Source organism: Novosphingobium sp. 63-713, from assembly GCF_001898925.1.
In the GTDB taxonomy this organism is placed as follows: Bacteria; Pseudomonadota; Alphaproteobacteria; order Sphingomonadales; family Sphingomonadaceae; genus Novosphingobium.
Window position 1 is genome coordinate 221,034 of record NZ_MKVS01000027.1, and the last position, 17,453, is coordinate 238,486.

The following is a 17,453-nucleotide window of genomic DNA, read 5'->3' on the forward strand; positions in this document are numbered from 1 at the left end:
ATCAGGCATTGCCGACCACCAGACAGGCCAGCGCCATCAGGAACCCGGCAAACCGGTTCGACCGAAACCGCGCCAGCGCATTGCCGCCATCATCCTGCTTCAACGTCCCCACTTGCCACAGGAAATGCAGCCCCACCGGCAGCAGCGCCAGTAAGGCCAGCCAATCTACCCGCACCAGCCACAAGGCCCCCGCCCAGCATCCCAGCGCCATCAAGTAAAGCGCCCCGACCCCCTGATGCACATGGCGACCGAACGACAGCGCCGAAGAACCGATGCCCACCAGCGCGTCATCCTCACGGTCCTGCAGCGCATAGATCGTGTCATAGGCCATGCACCACGCCCAGCAGCCCGCATAGAGCAGGCCAAGCGGCCCCAGCCCTTCGAACCCTCGCATCTCGACCCAGCCGACCGGCGCCCCCCATGTAAACACCAGCCCCAGCCACGCCTGCGGCCAGCCGGTGATGCGCTTCATGAAAGGATAGGCAGCCACCAGCGCCAGCGAACCCAGCGCGACCAGTTGCGCCTCCCACCGCAATTGCAACAGCACCAGCAGGCCAACCAGGCACAGGGCGATCAGCCAGGCCCATGCCGATTTCTTGCTCACCCGCCCGCTGGCAATCGGGCGCAGAGCCGTGCGCGCCACGCGGCGGTCGATATCGACATCCACAATGTCATTATAGACGCAGCCCGCCCCGCGCATCACCACGCTGCCCAGCAGGAGCCATAGCAGCAGGCCCCAGCGATGCGCGCCGCCCGCCAGAAGCACGCCCCAAGCGCAAGGCCAGAACAGCAACCACCAGCCGATGGGGCGGTCCAGCCGCGCCAGAGAGGCATAATCGCGCGCCGCGGCGGGCAGCAACCCCATAATCCCGCGATGTTCGCTGTCGGGTACGATCTGGACGGTTTCGCTCATGCGCCATGCCATAGCGTGGCGCACCGCAATCGGCTAGAGCGCAGGGCATGAGCGATCATCTTCCAGCCACTCCGGCATGGCCCCCGCGCAGCGCGCCGCGCCTGTTCGTCGAAACGCCCCTGTCCGCCGGGGCACAGGTCAGCATTGACGGGCCGCAGGCGCATTATCTGGGCCGCGTTATGCGCGTGGGGCCGGGCGATGCGGTGATCCTGTGCGATGATGTGTCAGGCGAATGGGCGGCGCGGGCCGTCTCGGTGGGCAAGCGCGATCTGGTGCTGGAATGCGTGGACCTGTTGCGCGAGCGCGAGGCGGTGCCCGATTTCACGCTTTGCGCGGGGCTGCTCAAAAAGGACCGCTTCGATCTGGTGTTGGAAAAGGCCTGCGAATTGGGGGTACGCCATATTCAGCCGGTGCTGACGCGGCGATGCGTGGCAGATAAGTTGAATTTGGACCGCGCCCGCGCCACGCTGATCGAGGCGGCCGAGCAATGCGCGCGCACCGCCTTGCCCACGATTGCCGCACCGATGCGATTAGATGCCTTGCTGCGCGATTGGGAGGCGCCGCGCGCCCTATTCTTTGCCGATGAGCAGGGCGGCGCGCCCGCGCTGGGTACCTTTGCCGCCCATGCCGGCCCCGCTGCGCTGCTGACCGGGCCAGAGGGCGGCTTTACCGATGAGGAGCGCGCCGCCATCCGCGCCCATTCATCGGCCCATGCGATTACACTGGGCCCGCGCATTTTGCGGGGCGAAACCGCCTGTATCGCGGCCACCGCGCTGTGGATGGGCGGGATGGGTGACTGGGGCGCATAATCAGAACGCCGACTGACAATGTAAGGTGAATAGATTTTCTCGCTGGCGCAAAGACGTTTGGCCCACTAGGAAGTCGCGCCATGAGCACTCGCGAAGCGACCGACCAGCATGATCCCCTGATTACCGGGCTGGATCAACTTGCCTCTCCGATGCAGGAGGGTGAGAAGCCGCGCGCCCAATGGCGCATCGGCACCGAACATGAAAAGATTGTCTATCACGGCCCCGACCGGCACGCCCCCGCCTATGACGAGGCAGGCGGCATCCGCGACCTGCTGATGGGACTGAAGCCCTATGGCTGGAGCGAGATCATGGAGGGCGAGAATGTCATCGCCCTCAAGGGCAGTGATGGGGCGGTCAGCCTGGAACCGGCGGGACAGATCGAATTGTCGGGCGCGCCGCTGGAAAACCTGCACCAGACCGACGCGGAAACACGCCGCCATATCGATCAGGTCAAGGCCGTGGGCGCGAAGAGCGATCTGGGCTTCCTCAGCCTTGGCCTTTATCCCGACAAGCGGCGCGATGAATTGCCGATCATGCCCAAGGGTCGCTATGACATCATGCTGCGCCATATGCCCCGCGTGGGGTCGATGGGGCTGGACATGATGCTGCGCACCTGCACCATCCAGACCAATCTGGATTACAGCAGCGAAGCCGACATGGTGCAGAAGTTCCGCGTTTCGCTGGCGCTGCAACCGCTGGCCACCGCGCTTTTCGCCAATTCGCCGTTTCTGGAAGGCAAGCCCAACGGCTACCTCTCGTATCGCAGCCATATCTGGTCGGACACCGATCCGGCGCGCACGGGCATGTTGCCCTTCGTGTTCGAGGATGGTTTCGGATACGAACGCTATGTCGAATATATGCTCGACGTGCCGATGTATTTCGTGTTCCGCGATGGCAAATATATCGATGCTGCGGGCCAGTCCTTCCGCGACTTCCTTGATGGCAAGCTGCCCGCCCTGCCCGGCGAGCGCCCGACGATTGGCGACTGGCAGGATCACCTGTCCACCGCCTTCCCCGAAGTTCGCCTCAAGAGCTTTCTTGAAATGCGCGGCGCCGATGGCGGGCCGGTCGAACGGATCGTGGCGTTGCCCGCGCTGTGGGTGGGCCTGCTCTACGATCAGGGCGCGCTCGATGCCGCATGGGATCTGGTCAAGGGCTGGAGCATGGACGAGCGCGAGACTTTGCGCTCCAGCGTGCCCAAGCTGGCGCTGGATGCGCCGATTGCCGGGGGCCGGTTGGGTGACATAGCAGGCGAAGTACTGGCGATTGCCCGCGCCGGTCTGAAATCGCGCGCACGGTTGAATGGCGAGGGCGCGGATGAAACCCGCTATCTCGACCCGCTCGACGCAATCGTGGCCAGCGGCAAGGTTCCGGCTCAGCTCTGGCTGGACCGCTATCACGGCGAATGGGGCGGCGATCTCAGCCGCGTTTACGACGAAGCCAGTTTCTAAACTATCCGCTTGAGCAGGCGCGTGATCGGCGCGCCTGTTTCGGCCCATGCCCAATATTGGCGGTATTTGGCGTCCTGTGCCAACAGATGCCGCTCCTCGGTCTTGGCTCGCCACCAATAGACCGCGCTGACCATCGCCAGAATCGCGGTGTTGCGGATGCAATCGACCAGCGATCCGGTGGGGCTGAGAAAAGGCAGCGTCACCGACCACCAGAACAGGTTTTTCGACACATAGGCCGGATGGCGCGTCAGCCGATAAGGTCCATGAGTAATGACCCCGCGATAGGTCAGATTGGAAAAGCGCAGGCCAAAGACCACCGTGGCCCAGGCATAAACGCCCGTCAACGCCACCAGCCACGCCCCCCAGCCCCACAGCGCCCATTCATGCCCGGCCAGCCATTGCGACCATTCGGCCGTGCCGGGATGATAGTCGAGCGGTCCATTGCCCCCCATCATGATAAACGGCGGATAGCACACCAACGCCGCCACCCAGCCATCCAGATAGGGATTGGCGTTGCGGATATGCGCGTCGAGCGGGCGCAGCGTGAAGAGATAACCCGCCGTGCCGATCTGCACGTCGATCATAAACAGCCAGGTGATCAGCCAGTTGACGAGCACCACCGGATCGCCCAGCGCGGCCCCGTCCACATGCACCACCGCCGCAAAGCCGCCCGGCAGGATCGAGAACATGAAGGCCGTGAAAAACCCCTTCACCGCCCAGCGCCGCGTATGAAGCAGCAGCTGGCCGCCATCGGCCCCATCCCGGCCCAGAACCCACGCCCCGCAATGCCACGCCCCATCGCGCGGATCAATCAGCACCCGGTCCAGCCACAGCACATAGGGCACCGAGAGCAAAGCCATCGGCACCACGCCCAAGCCGATCAGGCGGATGCCGAAAAGCCAAGGCTCCTGCCAGTAAAAGCGGAAAACGCAATAGGCCGTGCCGATCACCGCCCATGTCGCCCACAGGCCCACCAGCTTGACCGCGCTGATGCCCAGCACATCGCGCAAGGGGCGAGGATGGGCCCAGTCGATGCCGGTCGAGACCCGCCGATGCACCTTGTCCACCAGCACCGACCACAAGGCCATCGCACCCGAGGACAGCGCCAGCGCCAAAACCGCCGCATAGGGCCCGGCCAAAGGCTCGCGCGGCCCGCCCAGATCGAGCGCGGCCGCCACCATCGGCCATGACCGGCAAACCATCACCCAGGCCACCAACACAGCCAACCCCACCAGCCCGACACCGGCGGAAACATCGCTTTGCGGTCTGGCCACAACAGAAGGGCTGGCGGAACAATCCATTCCGCCAGCCCTAGCAGCCACTGGTTAAGACTGCGGAAACGCTTACTTCAAAGCGGTAATCCGGCCGGAATCGTCCAGCAGATAAAGGATGCCATTGGCCACGATCGGGGCCAGCGTGATCGGCGCCTTGACCTCGGTATAGAACTTGGAAACGCCGTCCATCGCGCTCACCACATGGACCTCGCCCCGGCTGTTGGCCACCCACAGGCGATCACCCGCCAGCACCGGGCCGGTCCAGAAGATCGGGCCTTCCTTCTTCTTGGGCTTGGTCCAGCGGTTGAGCTGGGCCACCCAGCGCACCTTGCCGCTGTTCTTGGCGATGCACAGCAGCTTGGCTTCGTCGGTCAGCGTAAAGATCCAGTCGCCCGCAATCGCCGGGGTCGAAATACCCGCCAGATTGAGCTCCCACAGACGCTGGCCGGTGACGAGTTCATAGGCGGCCATACGCCCGCCCTGACCCAGCGCATAGACGCGGCCGCGGTCGATGATCGGATCGGCATCAATGTCGGTCAGCACGCCCACCATGGTCGAAAGCGAGGTGCGCGCCAGAGCGTCATTCCACAGCGTCCGCCCATTTTCATAACGATAGGCGATCAGTTCACCGGTCGAGAAACCGGCCACCACCGAGCCCTGACCTGCCGCAGGGGCGGCCACGCCGAACACGCCCGTGGCGCCCAGCGAGGCCGATTCCTGCCACAGGCCGGTGCCGTCCTCGATTTTCAGCGCGTGGATCTCGTTGTTCTGCGTCATCACATAGACCGCGCCGAAGGCCACCGTGGGCGAGCCGCGCAGCGGGCCGCCGGGGCGCACTTTCCATGCGATCTTGCCGGTCTTGGCATCCAGCGCGGCGACATCGCCCACCCCGGTCGTCACATAGACGCGGCCCGAGTCATACGAAGCACCGCCGCCGAACACCGCCTCGCCCGCGCCGCCCGTGACGCTGAGCGATTGAGTCCATTGCGGCGCGCCCGTGGCCGCATCAAAGGCATGCAGCACGCCATCGGTGTCGAAGACGAACATCGAACCGCCGCCCACAACCGGCGCTGCACCCAGACGCCGCCGCACGTTCGAACCGGCCACCTGCACTTGCCAGATCGGCTTGGGATTTTCGCCCAGCGCCAGATTGCCATAGCTTTTTGAAGCCGAGCCGCCCGGCTGGGCCCATTCGGCATTGGGCTGGGCCAGCGGCAGCACGACGGCCATTGTGGCAATATCCATATCCGCCTGCGCCGAGGATTCGACGCGGCTCAGGATCGGCTCGCGCTTGCCCGTGGTGGGCGTGGTCGGCTTGGGCTTGCGGCCCAGCTTGGGCCCGCCGCCGCAGGCCGACAGCGCGGCGATCAGCGCCACCGACAGCAGGACGCGGCCCGGATTACGACGGAAGGAGGCAAGAGACTTCATGAGGCAGGTCCTTAAGGTCCGTCAGGAATGGATCAGGGCTGGGTAGAGGCAGGAGCCGCAGCAGGCGTTGCCGCACCAGGCTTGCCCACCATCAGGGGGATTTCGGGCGTGGCGGCCTTCGCCGCCTTGGCCGAGGCGGCCGCCCTGGCAGGCGCAGGGGCCGGAGCCGACGCAGGAGCAGCCTCAACCGGCGCGGCGGCCGCAGGCGCGGCGCCCGGCTGGGGCGCGTTCATCTCAATCGGGCGGGCCACATCATCCACCGCGTCAAAGCCAAGCTGGCTGGCGACCTGACGCACGCGGGCGCGCAGGCTTTCCGGCTGATCCTTATCCTTGGCAATCGCGCCGAACAGCGGCGAGGCCAGTTCTTTCTTGCCCTGCTTCAGATAGGCCAGACCCAGCAATTCGCCCGCCGCGCCAAACCACGGCGCGCCCGGTGCGGCCAGAGGCTTGAGCTTGGCGACAACCTCTTCGGGCTTCATCTGGTCATAGTTCAGCGAGACCTGACGCAACGTGGCGAAATCGCGGTAGGTCTGCGGCGCATTGGCGTCGGCGGCCACGGCGGCATAACGCGTGGCAGCGTCCTGAGCCTTGCCCTGAGTGACCAGCAAGCCCGCCTCGACCAGCCGCGCGACCACCGCCGAGCCGGAATCGCCGCCTGCGGCCAGACCGTCCAGCGTCTTGTTGGCTAGGTCCGTGCGGCTCGCCTCGATCTGGTCCAGCGCGATGGTGAGCTGCTCGGCACGCGTGGCCGCTTGCTGCTCCTGATGGTGGCCCCACCACAGATAGCCGCCCAGCGCCGCCAGACCCAGCACCAGCCCGGCGCCCACCGGCTTGCCATAGCGACGGACCGCCGACATCATCTGATCCTCGCGCAGCGCGTCATCCACCTCGCGCAGGAAAGCGTCGCCCTGCTGGGCCTGTTGTGCGGCCAGTTGCTGGGCGCGAGTCTGAGGAGGAGTAGGACGCAGGGCCAAGGGACTTCACTTCCTGATCATCGATGCGGGCGAAAAAGTCACACCGCGTGTAAAAAAACGAAACTGCCGTTTAGCGGATGGGCCGGGCTTTTCAACGGCAATGAGACGGCAGGTTAACAATGGCTGGGCAACAGATCGGCAATCATGGGAAACTATTGCGCCCCATCGCCCTTGCGTAAAGCGCGCGGTAGCGCTCAACCATCCCGCCTTCGTCATATTCGGCCACAGCCAGCGCGCGATTCGCGGCGCCCACCGTGCGGCGCAGATCCGCATCCCCGGCCAGATGCGCCATATGAGCGGCAAAGCCGGCCTCATCGCCCGCCGGGGCAATAAAGGGCCGGTTCTCTGCCGCCAGCATACACGCGACATCGCCCACATCCGGGCTGACCACGGCCAGTCCAGCCGCCATCGCCTCAACCACGCTGATCGGGAACTGCTCGCTGTCCGATGACAGCGCGAAAAGGTCGAACAGACCCACCACCTTGGCCGGATCGCCGACATGGCCGGGCAGATGGACCCGGTGCGCAATATCCAGCCGCAGCGCCTCCTCGCGGATCGCCTCGCGTTCCGGCCCATCGCCTGCGATCACCAATTGCCACGGTTCGGGCAAGGCGGCAAAGGCGCGTACCAGACGCGGCAGGTTCTTCACCGGCCGCAGCCCCGCCAGCGTGCCCAGCCACAATTCCCCCTCGCGCTTGATCACGCGGGGCAAGGCATCGGGGCGCGGCCTGGCGTTATAGGCAGCCGTGCGGATGCCGTTGGGGATGCGGTGGACCTTGCCCGCAGGCTGTTGCCACACGCCGCGCGCAATGCCCTCCAACCGCTGCGAACAGACCACCAGCGCGCTGGCGCGGCCCAGCGCGATCCGGCGATACCAGTTGCGGCTGGATTTCAGGCTGACCGCCTCATCCTGGTTGAACCCGTCCTCATGATGGATCAAAGGCGGCAGGCGCAGGATCTGGGCAAACAGAGTATGGGCCAGAACCGCATCCATCGCGCCGAAATTATACGTCAGCACGAGGTCATAATCGGCCATCGCGCTGGCCAGCGCGATCAGACGCTTGGGGCTTGGCTTGCCCTGAAGCGAAGGGAAGTCGGTGCCTGCCTGCCAGCGGATGCCGGGCATGATGCGGCGCGCGGCCTCCATCGCATCGGGCATGGCCGAGACGATCGTATGGGCCACCCCCGCGCCAAAGGCGTTGATCAGCTGAACGCAGCGTAGTTCCTTGCCGCCGGGGTTAAAGCTGGAATGGAGATGCAGGACACGCAAGGGATTGACACTCATGCCTGTTGCGCCACCCGTTCCAGCAGGCGCTCGATGGCCTGCACCGCTTCGGGTTCATCCAGCGTGGGCGCATGACCGACCCGGCGCACGCTGACCGCAACGGCATCGGGAATACGCCGCGCCATTTCGCCCAGCGTTTCGGTGGACAACAGATCCGACAATTCCCCGCGCAGCAGCAGCAAAGGCCTTCCGGCAAGCGCCATATAGCCGGGCCACAGATCAACCCCCGCCTCGCCGCCGGGGCGTTCGAAAGGCTCGGCGATCTTCATGTCGTAATCATAGACGATGCGACCGTTCTGGCCCACCGTCATCACGCGCTTGGCCATGGCCAGCCATTGATGCACGTCATAATCGGGGAAGGATGTGCTCTGCTCCTCCTCCAGCGCGCGAGCGGCGTGCATCCATGTCGGAAAGCTGCGCCCCTGCCCCACATAATCGCGGATGCGGGCAAGGCCGGATGGCTCGATCACCGGACCGATGTCGTTGAGCACAGCGCCCGCAAGCCGCTTGGCGTCGATCATCGCCAACAGCATCGCCATCAGCCCGCCCAGCGAGGTGCCGACCACCACAAAGCGCTCGATCCGCAATTCATCGAAGAGCGCGTTGATGTCCTGAACATATTGCAGCGGGTTATAAGTGGCCGAATTTTTGGCATATTGCGAATCGCCGCGCCCGCGCATGTCCGGACACAATACCCGCCATTGCCCCGCGATCCGCCCCGCCAGCCCTTCGAAATCGCGTGCGTTGCGCGTCAGGCCCGGCAGACAGACCACCACCGGACGATCCGCCGGTCCGGCATAATCACGATAGTGCAGACGCAGCCCATCGGGGCTTTGCCAGAATTGATCGGTAAAATTGTTCATGGCCTTGCGGGCGCTTCCTTATCGCAATTTTGCACAGGCATGGCTTGCGCCCCGCCGCTTGTGCGCCCACTTATTGCCCCATGCGCCATGAACCGCAAGCGAATGCCTACGCCCCCGATCCGCAAATCCTCAGTCTGGCCCCATGGCTGGGCGATCCGGTTGCGCCCGCTGACTTTCCCGAGGCGCATCTGCGCTGGCGCAATGACCGCTGGGCGCGGGGCGTGGGGCTGGATGGGCTGTACGATGCGGGATGGGTTGCCCATTTCGGACGGTTCGCGCCTTTAGACGGCAATCTGCCGCAACCTTTGGCGCTGCGCTATCATGGTCATCAGTTTGGCGTGTATAATCCAGAACTTGGCGATGGACGCGGGTTTCTGTTTGCCCAGATGCGCGATGGCGCCGGACGGCTGATCGACCTCGGCACCAAGGGTTCGGGGCAGACGCCGTGGAGCCGGCAGGGCGATGGCCGCCTGACGCTGAAGGGCGCTGTGCGCGAAATTCTGGCAACCGAGATGTTGGAGGCTTTGGGCGCGAACACCTCCAAGACTTTCAGCGTGATCGAAACCGGCGAGGCGCTGTGGCGCGGCGATGAGCCCTCGCCCACCCGATCGGCGGTGCTGGTACGGATGAGCCATGGCCATATCCGCATCGGCACGTTCCAACGCCTTCTGGTGCTGGAGGAAGCCGAGCATATGGCCGAACTGGTCGATTATGCGCTGGCGCAATTTCCCGGCCCGTTGCCGCCCGCCGATGCACCCGGCCGCGACCAACCCGGGATCATCCTGCTGCATCAGGTGGTCGAGCGCCTTGCCGATATGGCAGCTTCCTATGTCGCCTCGGGCTTTGTCCATGGCGTGCTGAACACCGACAATATGAACATTTCGGGCGAAAGTTTCGACTATGGCCCGTGGCGTTGGCTGCCGCGATGGGATGCCGATTTTACCGCCGCCTATTTCGACCATGCGGGCCGCTATCGCTTTGGCAAACAGGCCGAGGCGATCAAGTGGAATTGCGGACAGTTGGCGGTGTCGCTGCGCCTGCTGGTGGCCGATACGGCGCCCTTGATCGCCGCGCTAGACCGGTTCGATGGGCTGTATCAGGCGGCGCTGGCGCGGCGAGTGCTGTGGCGGATCGGGCTGCAACCGCTGGGCGATGAACAGGACGGCGCGCTGCTGGCGGCGGCGGGCGCGCATATGCGCGAAGAGCAGATGTCGCCCGATGCTTTCTTCCACCTGTTCCGCGGCGCGCCGGATGAGGCACGGGCGCTGCTGCGTGAAGGCTCGCCGCTGGCCGGGGTATTGGGCGATTATACGCCCGTTGCCGATGCCCGTGTGCATCCCGCATGGCAGACTCCCGCCCCCGACAATCATATCGAAACCGTCGAGGCCCTTTGGCTCGCCATCGACCGCGATGATGACTGGGACCCGCTCCATCGCCACATCGCGGCCATACGAGCGCTGGGCGATGCCTTGGGCGAACCGCCCATCCCCGCAGGACATGTTTCTGCATCAATGGCTTAAGCGACAGCGGAGCCGATACACGGAAGGGAGCATTAAGAATTTGCCAACCTAGATTGGTTTAGACTTGGCAATCGTGGCGCCGCCCAACGCCGCCTGCCCCCTTTCGGATAAGCCATCTTGTCAGCCATCGCCCTTGCCCCCCTGCCCGATGACACACCTGATCCCGTAATTTCGCGCGATCCGGCCAGCGGCGCGGTGCTGATGCAGACCTGGCCCACCAATCTTGAGGCCCAGATCGCGGCTGCGCGCGCCGCCTATGCCGGATGGGCCTGCCAGCCGCTTTCCACGCGGGTCGATGCGGTGCGCCGCCTGACCGGGGCTCTGCGCCAGCGGTCGCAGGAATTTGCCGAGACCATCGCGCGCGACACCGGTCGGCCAATGTGGGACTGCTTTGCCGAGGTCGAGGCCGCGCTGGCCCGCGTCGATGGCTGCGTGCGCGCCTATGCCGACCGCTGCGCCCACCGGCGACATGAAAGCGGCGCGAATGGCGCGGTGGCCGTGCGACACAAGCCGATGGGCGTGCTGGCCGTCATCACCACATTCTGCCAACCGATGCTGACGCCGCTCTCGCATATCGCGCCAGCGATTCTGGCGGGCAATGCGGTTGTCTTCAAACCCTCCAGCCGCGCCCTTCCCACCGCCTTGCTGATCGAGGATTGCATCAAACGCGCGGGGCTGGCTGCCAATATCGTTCAGATCGCCGTGGCGCAGGGCGAGGCGGCGATGGATCTGGCCGCGCATGATGGTGTCGATGGCGTGCTCTTTTCCGGCTCGACTCAAGTGGGGCAAAATCTGGCGCGGCGAATTGCCGGACGGCCGGGCAAGCTGCTCTCGCTGGACATGGGCGGCAACAATGCCATCGTGGTCTGGGATACACCCCAGATCGAGGATGCCGCGATGCTGGTCGTCCAATCGGCCTTTACCGCCTCGGGCCAGCGGGCCACCTGCGCACGCCGCCTGATTGTGCGTGAGGCGATGGCCGAACCCTTGTTGGGGGCGGTCAAGCGTCTGGCCGACCGGATCATCTGCGGCGCGCCGAGTGATGAGACCACGCCCTTCATGGGGCCGTTGATCGACAATCGCGCCGCCGATGGGCTGGTGCAGAGCTTCATCTGGCTGATGTCGCGCGGGGGGCGGCCGATCAAGCATATGGCCCGCCTCGACCCGCAGCGACCTTTTATCAGCCCGGCAATCATCGATGTCACCGACATGCGCGAAAGGCCCGATGTCGAATTGTTCGGCCCGCTGCTGCAGGTCATCCGCGTTCCCGATTTCGACACCGCCATCGCCCAGGCCAATGCCACGCGCTATGGGCTGGTTTCGGCGCTGATCGGCGGGACGCAGGAGGAATATAACCGATTCTGGGCCAATGTTCGCACCGGACTGACGCATTGGAACCGGGCGACCATCACCGAATTGCCCGGCGTGCCGTCGGGCGGCGTCGGCCTGTCGGGCAATTTTCGCCCCGGTGGTTATTACGAGGCCGATTCCTGCGCCTATCCGGTCAGCTCGGCCGAGATGGATCATCCGCGCGCGATGATCGGCACGGGCTTTGCCCCCGAAATCTAAGACCGAAATCTGACATTTGTATGATTTGATCGCCAATTTCGGGATGCGTTGAACCCTTTCTTGCGCCATGGAGCAGGGCGAAAGGATTGAACATGACGCAGCCCGAAACCCGCAATGACGGCATGCCCTATGCCATTGCCGCCTATCTGATCTGGGGGTTGCTGCCGCTCTATCTGCGGCAGGTGCATGATGTGCCTCCGTTTGAATTCGTGGGCTGGCGCACCCTGTTTACCTTGCCCGCCTGTGCGCTGGCCATTGTCGTGCTGCGTCAGGGGGCGGCCTTGCGGGCAGCCTTGAGCGACCGCCGCAAGGTGATGGCGTTGACGGCTTCGGCGCTGCTGATCGGGGCAAACTGGACCACCTATGTCGTGATGATCCAGCAGGGGCACATCTTTGCCGCCAGCCTTGGCTATTACATCAACCCGCTGATGAATGTCGTGCTGGGCACCTTTCTGCTGGGCGAAAAGCTAAGTCGGGCGCAATGGGTGGCGGTGGCGCTGGCGGCGGTGGGCGTGGTGATCCTGGCCTCGGGCGCGGCCGAAACGCTGGGATGGAGTCTGGCGCTGGCCGCGACTTTCTCGGGCTACGGTCTGGTGCGGAAAAAGGCGCCGGTGGCCGCGCTGCCCGGCCTGTCGATCGAAGCGGGGATTCTGGCTCTGCCCGGCGTGGCAATGATTGCGCTGGGCCATGGGCCTTTGGGCATCACGCTGGGTCAAGGCAACGGGGTGCATGACGCGCTGGTGGCCATGTCGGGGGTGATTACGGCGGTGCCGCTGGTGCTGTTTGCCATGGCAGCCCAGAGGATGAATTATTCGATCCTCGGCTTTGTCCAGTTTCTGGCCCCCACGCTGGTGTTCTTTCAGGGCCTGCTGCTGTTTCACGAGCCGCTGCAATCGGCCCAATTGGCCAGTTTCGTGTTGATCTGGGCCGCGCTGGCGGTGTTCAGCTGGGATATGTGGCGGCGGCGATAAGGAGGACGTGAGGATGGATGTGGTTCTGGAAGGCGGATGCGGTTGCGGCCATGTGCGCTATCGGGCGCAGGGGATGCCGATCATCGTCAACAATTGCCATTGCCGCCAATGCCAACAGCAGACCGGCTCGACCAGCGTGGTCAATGCCTTTTACGAGGCCGAGGCGGTCGAACTGCTGTGCGGCGCGCTGGTGGAAAATACCGTCAGATCGGGCAGCGGCGGGGCGCACACGATCTGTCGCTGCGCCCAATGCGGCGTCGCCTTGTGGAGCTTCTATCCCCGGCTGGGGCGGCTCGGTCTGGGGCTGCGCGTGACCACGCTCGATACGCCCGAGATCATGCGTCCCGATGCGGTGATCTATGTCAGCGAGGCGATGCCATGGGTGGCCCTGCCCACCGATATTCCGCAATTCGCCACCAACTCCAATCCGGCCGAGGTGTTGCCGCCGGATCGTCTCGCCCGACTGATGGGCATGGCCGCGCGGCGCAAGGCCGGCGAAGGCTGAAAGGTCCAAATAGAAGGGGCGGCGGCCGATATGGCCCCGCCCCTTTCCTTTATCCTCGCTCAACCTGAGATCAGGCCGCTTCTTCCTTGCCCTTGAGCACGCGGACAGGTTCCTTGCGGCCTTCGACCACATCCTTGTCCACCACCACTTCGGCAATATCATTCTCGGTCGGCAGGTCGAACATCGTGTCGAGCAGCAGCCCTTCGACGATCGAACGCAGGCCCCGCGCGCCGGTCTTACGCTCGATGGCCTTCTTGGCGATGGCTTCGAGCGCATCGTCGGTGAAGGTCAGCTTGACGTTTTCCAGATCGAACAGCTTGGCATATTGCTTGATCAGCGCATTCTTGGGCTCGCGCAGGATCTGCACCAGCGCGGGAATGTCGAGATCGTTGAGCGTGGCGATCACCGGCAGACGGCCGATGAATTCGGGGATCAGACCGAACTTCTGCAGATCTTCCGGCTCAGCCTTCTGAAGCAGTTCGCCCACCTTGCGCTTTTCCGGATCGGCGACATGGGCGCCAAAACCGATCGAACGCTTTTGCAGGCGGTCGGCAATGATCTTTTCCAGACCAGCAAAGGCACCGCCACAGATGAACAGGATGTTCGTCGTGTCCACCTGCAGGAATTCCTGCTGGGGATGCTTGCGCCCACCCTGCGGCGGCACGCTGGCGGTGGTGCCTTCCATCAGCTTGAGCAGAGCCTGCTGAACACCCTCGCCCGACACGTCGCGCGTGATCGAGGGGTTTTCGGCCTTGCGGCTGATCTTGTCGATTTCGTCGATATAGACGATGCCCTGCTGCGCCTTTTCGACATTATAGTCGCTTGCCTGCAGCAGCTTGAGAATGATGTTCTCCACGTCTTCGCCCACATAACCGGCTTCGGTCAGCGTGGTGGCGTCGGCCATGGTGAAGGGCACGTCGAACGTCTTGGCCAGTGTCTGGGCCAGCAGCGTCTTGCCCGAACCGGTGGGGCCCACCAGCAGGATGTTCGACTTGGACAGTTCTACATCACCGCCCTTGCCGCTGTGCTTCAGGCGCTTGTAATGGTTATGCACCGCCACCGACAGCACGCGCTTGGCGCGGTCCTGGCCGATCACATAATCGTTGAGCGTCTCGAAAATCTCGCGCGGGCTGACCACGCCGCCATCGCGCTTGCCTGCGATGCCGCCCTTGGTTTCCTCGCGGATGATATCATTGCACAGTTCGACGCACTCATCGCAGATGAACACGGTCGGGCCCGCGATCAGCTTGCGCACCTCATGCTGGCTCTTGCCACAAAAGCTGCAGTACAGGGTGCTCTTGGCGTCGGATCCGCTCAGTTTCGTCATGCTTTTTCCCAAATGGCCCGCGTGGAGCCTGACAATAATGCCAACCTAGCCACGCGAGCGCCAAATTCAATACCCCCGATGGGCACCATCCCAAGCTGGAACAGGGCGGCCATCGACGGTTTCATCATCAACCAGCCGCACCGTCGGCATCGGGGCGACGCTCAAACACCTTGTCAATCAAACCAAACTTGAGCGCTTCATCGGCCTCAAGGAAGGTATCGCGATCCATGGCGGCCTCGATCTCCTCAAGGCTCTTGCCGGTGAACTTCACGTAAAGATTGTTCATCCGGGCGCGGATGCGCAGGATTTCGCGGGCCTGAATCTCGATATCCGATGCCATGCCCTGAGCGCCGCCGCTGGGCTGGTGGATCATGATGCGCGCGTTGGGCAGAGCGATTCGCTGCCCCGGTTCGCCCGCCGCCAGCAGGAAGCTGCCCATCGAGCAGGCCTGACCGATGCACACGGTCGAAACCTTGGGCTTGATGTACTGCATCGTGTCATAGATCGACAGGCCCGCCGTCACCACGCCGCCGGGCGAGTTGATGTACATGCTGATGTCCTTGGTCGGATTTTCCGATTCGAGGAACAGCAACTGGGCCACGATCACGCTGGCCATATGATCCTCGATCTGGCCGGTGACGAAAATGATGCGTTCGCGCAGCAGGCGCGAATAGATGTCAAAGCTGCGCTCGCCCCGGCTGGACTGTTCCACCACCACGGGGATCAACGCGCCCGTCACGGGATCAACACTGAATTTGCCCTGAGCATCGTTGCGTCCGAACAGATCGATCATGAAATTTCCTCTTTGTCTGCTACGCCTATGTCGCGTCTCGCGCCGCAATGTTCAAGTGGCTTAACCGCACCCTGGACGAAGAGGGACTGCTTTTGGGTTAATCTTCGCCCCCCGGCATGGCCGGCGGCCGACAAATTCGCCCGTCATTTTTGCCATTTGACCCAGATCAGGTTTGACCCGAGGTTCGGATATTATATGTATAACATACAAAATGCCGTCACAAACGGTCCGAACCGGAGAGGAAAAACATGGCTCATTTCCCCGACACCCGCAGCTTTACCGGCATTTTGCGCCCGGTCCGGCTGGAATGCGACATTCTGGACATGGAAATCGAGGGCGAAATCCCGGAATCGATGAACGGCACGTTTCACCGCGTGCATCCCGATTCGCAATTTCCCCCGAAATTTGCCGATGACCAGTTTTTCAATGGCGACGGCATGGTCAGCCTGTTCCGCTTTCGCGGCGGCAAGGTCGATTTCAAACAGCGCTATGCCCATACAGACAAGTTCAAGCTGGAGCGCGCCGCAGGCCGCGCCCTGTTCGGCGCCTATCGCAATCCGCTGACCGATGATGACGAGGTCAAGGGCCAGATCCGCTCGACCACCAACACCAATGTCATGGTCCATGCGGGCAAGCTCCTCGCGATGAAGGAAGATGGCCCCGCCCTTGTCATGGACCCGCTTACGCTGGAGACCGAAGGCTTCACCTTCTTCGACGGCAAGCTTAAGAACCAGACCTTTTCCGCCCATGGCAAGATTGATCCGGTCACCGGCAATTTCTGCAATTTCGGCTATGCCGCCACGGGCCTTTTGACGCGCGACTGCTCGTTCTTCGAAATCGACCCGCAGGGCAATCTGCTCTATGAGACCTTCTTTGAGGCGCCCTATTACTGCATGATGCACGATTATGCGATCACCGAGCATTATGCAGTGTTCCATATCGTGCCCTCTACCGGCAACTGGGACCGGTTGAAGGCGGGCCTGCCGCACTTCGGTTTTGATACCACGCTGCCGGTTTACCTCGGCATCCTGCCGCGCGGTCCGGGCGTCTCAGGCAAGGACATCCGCTGGTTCAAGGCGCCCAAGACGATCTTTGCCAGCCATGTGATGAACGCCTTCGAAGATGGAACGAAGATCCATTTCGACACGCCCGAGGCGGTGGGCAATTGCTTCCCCTTCTTCCCCGACATCCACGGCGCGCCGTTCGACCCGATCGCCGCCCGCCCCTTCCTCACCCGCTGGACGGTCGATCTGGCGTCAAAGTCAGATGAATTCCTCAAGGTCGAGCAGCTCTCGAACTGGATCGACGAATTCCCCCGCATCGACGAACGCTATGTCGGCCAGCCCTATCGCCATGGCTATATGCTGGTGATGGACCCTGAAATGCCGGTGGATTTCCCCGGCGCGCGCGCATCTGGCTTCCGCATGAACCGCATCGGCCATATCGATCATGCCACCGGCGCGCAGGACAGCTGGTGGGCCGGGCCGCACTGCATGATTCAGGAGCCCTGCTTCGTCCCCCGCTCGCCCGATTCCCCCGAGGGTGACGGCTGGATCATCGCCGTGGTCGACAATCTGGTGACCAACTATTCCGATCTGGTGGTGCTGGACGCGCAAAGGCTGGAGGATGGGCCGGTGGGCCGCGCCAAGCTGCCTTTCCGCCTGAAATCGGGCCTGCACGGCAATTGGTGCGACGACCGCAAATATGCGACTTTTGCCTGAAGCATAAACGAAAAGGCCCGCCTCCCTATCCGGGAAGCGGGCCTTTCATC

General features: G+C 63.6%; 15 protein-coding genes. 7 read left to right on the plus strand and 8 right to left on the minus strand.

The annotated features are described in order from the left end of the window. Position 1 precedes the first annotated feature (1 nt). Positions 2-913, minus strand: coding sequence for a 4-hydroxybenzoate octaprenyltransferase (ubiA, locus tag BGP00_RS15075; RefSeq protein ID WP_292690999.1), 912 nt, complete (start codon positions 911-913; stop codon positions 2-4). A 47-nt stretch (positions 914-960) separates the two neighbouring features. On the opposite strand from ubiA, the gene BGP00_RS15080 reads away from it, so the two are divergent. Both BGP00_RS15080 and BGP00_RS15085 read left to right on the plus strand, forming a co-directional pair. Next, complete coding sequence (locus tag BGP00_RS15080) at positions 961-1,722, plus strand: 16S rRNA (uracil(1498)-N(3))-methyltransferase (protein WP_292690997.1); 762 nt, start codon at positions 961-963, stop codon at positions 1,720-1,722. Positions 1,723-1,802: 80 nt separating this feature from the next. Further along, positions 1,803-3,173, plus strand: a complete 1,371-nt coding sequence (locus BGP00_RS15085; protein WP_292690995.1) for a glutamate--cysteine ligase — start codon at positions 1,803-1,805, stop codon at positions 3,171-3,173. Here the strand turns inward: BGP00_RS15085 and BGP00_RS15090 are convergent. From BGP00_RS15090 to BGP00_RS15110, 5 genes are all read right to left on the minus strand, one after another. Next, positions 3,170-4,447 carry a methyltransferase gene (locus BGP00_RS15090; RefSeq protein ID WP_349237687.1) on the minus strand — a complete coding sequence of 426 codons (1,278 nt, stop codon included), beginning with the start codon at positions 4,445-4,447 and terminating at the stop codon, positions 3,170-3,172. The genes BGP00_RS15085 and BGP00_RS15090 overlap by 4 nt on opposite strands. 69 nt (positions 4,448-4,516) lie before the next feature. Further along, on the minus strand, positions 4,517-5,875 hold the full coding sequence (locus BGP00_RS15095; protein WP_168603788.1) for a PQQ-binding-like beta-propeller repeat protein: 1,359 nt from the start codon (positions 5,873-5,875) through the stop codon (positions 4,517-4,519). Between the two features lie 32 nt (positions 5,876-5,907). Beyond that, positions 5,908-6,849 carry a tetratricopeptide repeat protein gene (locus BGP00_RS15100; RefSeq protein ID WP_292690991.1) on the minus strand — a complete coding sequence of 314 codons (942 nt, stop codon included), beginning with the start codon at positions 6,847-6,849 and terminating at the stop codon, positions 5,908-5,910. A 142-nt stretch (positions 6,850-6,991) separates the two neighbouring features. After that, entirely contained in the window at positions 6,992-8,134 is a 1,143-nt protein-coding gene (locus BGP00_RS15105; protein WP_292690990.1) for a glycosyltransferase family 4 protein, read from the minus strand. Next, a complete protein-coding gene (locus tag BGP00_RS15110; RefSeq protein WP_292690988.1) occupies positions 8,131-8,997 on the minus strand; it encodes an alpha/beta hydrolase in 867 nt (288 codons plus the stop codon). The genes BGP00_RS15105 and BGP00_RS15110 overlap by 4 nt, the downstream gene beginning before the upstream one ends. A gap of 80 nt (positions 8,998-9,077) precedes the next feature. Between BGP00_RS15110 and BGP00_RS15115 the strand changes: the two genes are divergently transcribed. From BGP00_RS15115 to BGP00_RS15130, 4 genes are all read left to right on the plus strand, one after another. After that, positions 9,078-10,517, plus strand: a complete 1,440-nt coding sequence (locus tag BGP00_RS15115; protein WP_292690986.1) for a protein adenylyltransferase SelO family protein — start codon at positions 9,078-9,080, stop codon at positions 10,515-10,517. A gap of 201 nt (positions 10,518-10,718) precedes the next feature. Beyond that, positions 10,719-12,086 (plus strand): aldehyde dehydrogenase family protein, encoded by a 1,368-nt coding sequence (locus tag BGP00_RS15120; RefSeq protein ID WP_292691282.1) that lies wholly within the window; start codon positions 10,719-10,721, stop codon positions 12,084-12,086. Between the two features lie 92 nt (positions 12,087-12,178). After that, positions 12,179-13,057 carry an EamA family transporter RarD gene (gene rarD, locus BGP00_RS15125; protein ID WP_292690984.1) on the plus strand — a complete coding sequence of 293 codons (879 nt, stop codon included), beginning with the start codon at positions 12,179-12,181 and terminating at the stop codon, positions 13,055-13,057. Between the two features lie 13 nt (positions 13,058-13,070). Then, positions 13,071-13,562, plus strand: a complete 492-nt coding sequence (locus BGP00_RS15130) for a GFA family protein (RefSeq protein WP_292690982.1) — start codon at positions 13,071-13,073, stop codon at positions 13,560-13,562. A 70-nt stretch (positions 13,563-13,632) separates the two neighbouring features. On the opposite strand, the gene clpX is transcribed toward BGP00_RS15130, so the two are convergent. Continuing rightward, entirely contained in the window at positions 13,633-14,889 is a 1,257-nt protein-coding gene (clpX, locus tag BGP00_RS15135; RefSeq protein WP_168603795.1) for an ATP-dependent Clp protease ATP-binding subunit ClpX, read from the minus strand. A gap of 127 nt (positions 14,890-15,016) precedes the next feature. Then, positions 15,017-15,682 (minus strand): ATP-dependent Clp endopeptidase proteolytic subunit ClpP, encoded by a 666-nt coding sequence (gene clpP / locus BGP00_RS15140; protein WP_273616975.1) that lies wholly within the window; start codon positions 15,680-15,682, stop codon positions 15,017-15,019. A 248-nt stretch (positions 15,683-15,930) separates the two neighbouring features. On the opposite strand from clpP, the gene BGP00_RS15145 reads away from it, so the two are divergent. Then, positions 15,931-17,403, plus strand: coding sequence for a carotenoid oxygenase family protein (locus tag BGP00_RS15145; protein ID WP_292690980.1), 1,473 nt, complete (start codon positions 15,931-15,933; stop codon positions 17,401-17,403). The last annotated feature ends 50 nt before the right edge of the window (positions 17,404-17,453 follow it).

Excerpts from the sequence above, each read along its gene's own strand:
- ubiA (WP_292690999.1), bottom strand. The coding sequence starts at position 913 with ATGAGCGAAACCGTCCAGATCGTACCCGACAGCGAACATCGCGGGATT.
- BGP00_RS15080 (WP_292690997.1), top strand. The coding sequence starts at position 961 with ATGAGCGATCATCTTCCAGCCACTCCGGCATGGCCCCCGCGCAGCGCG.
- BGP00_RS15085 (WP_292690995.1), top strand. The coding sequence starts at position 1,803 with ATGAGCACTCGCGAAGCGACCGACCAGCATGATCCCCTGATTACCGGG.
- BGP00_RS15095 (WP_168603788.1), bottom strand. The coding sequence starts at position 5,875 with ATGAAGTCTCTTGCCTCCTTCCGTCGTAATCCGGGCCGCGTCCTGCTG.
- BGP00_RS15105 (WP_292690990.1), bottom strand. The coding sequence starts at position 8,134 with ATGAGTGTCAATCCCTTGCGTGTCCTGCATCTCCATTCCAGCTTTAAC.
- BGP00_RS15110 (WP_292690988.1), bottom strand. The coding sequence starts at position 8,997 with ATGAACAATTTTACCGATCAATTCTGGCAAAGCCCCGATGGGCTGCGT.
- BGP00_RS15115 (WP_292690986.1), top strand. The coding sequence starts at position 9,078 with ATGCGCCATGAACCGCAAGCGAATGCCTACGCCCCCGATCCGCAAATC.
- BGP00_RS15120 (WP_292691282.1), top strand. The coding sequence starts at position 10,719 with ATGCAGACCTGGCCCACCAATCTTGAGGCCCAGATCGCGGCTGCGCGC.
- rarD (WP_292690984.1), top strand. The coding sequence starts at position 12,179 with ATGACGCAGCCCGAAACCCGCAATGACGGCATGCCCTATGCCATTGCC.
- BGP00_RS15130 (WP_292690982.1), top strand. The coding sequence starts at position 13,071 with ATGGATGTGGTTCTGGAAGGCGGATGCGGTTGCGGCCATGTGCGCTAT.
- clpX (WP_168603795.1), bottom strand. The coding sequence starts at position 14,889 with ATGACGAAACTGAGCGGATCCGACGCCAAGAGCACCCTGTACTGCAGC.
- clpP (WP_273616975.1), bottom strand. The coding sequence starts at position 15,682 with ATGATCGATCTGTTCGGACGCAACGATGCTCAGGGCAAATTCAGTGTT.
- BGP00_RS15145 (WP_292690980.1), top strand. The coding sequence starts at position 15,931 with ATGGCTCATTTCCCCGACACCCGCAGCTTTACCGGCATTTTGCGCCCG.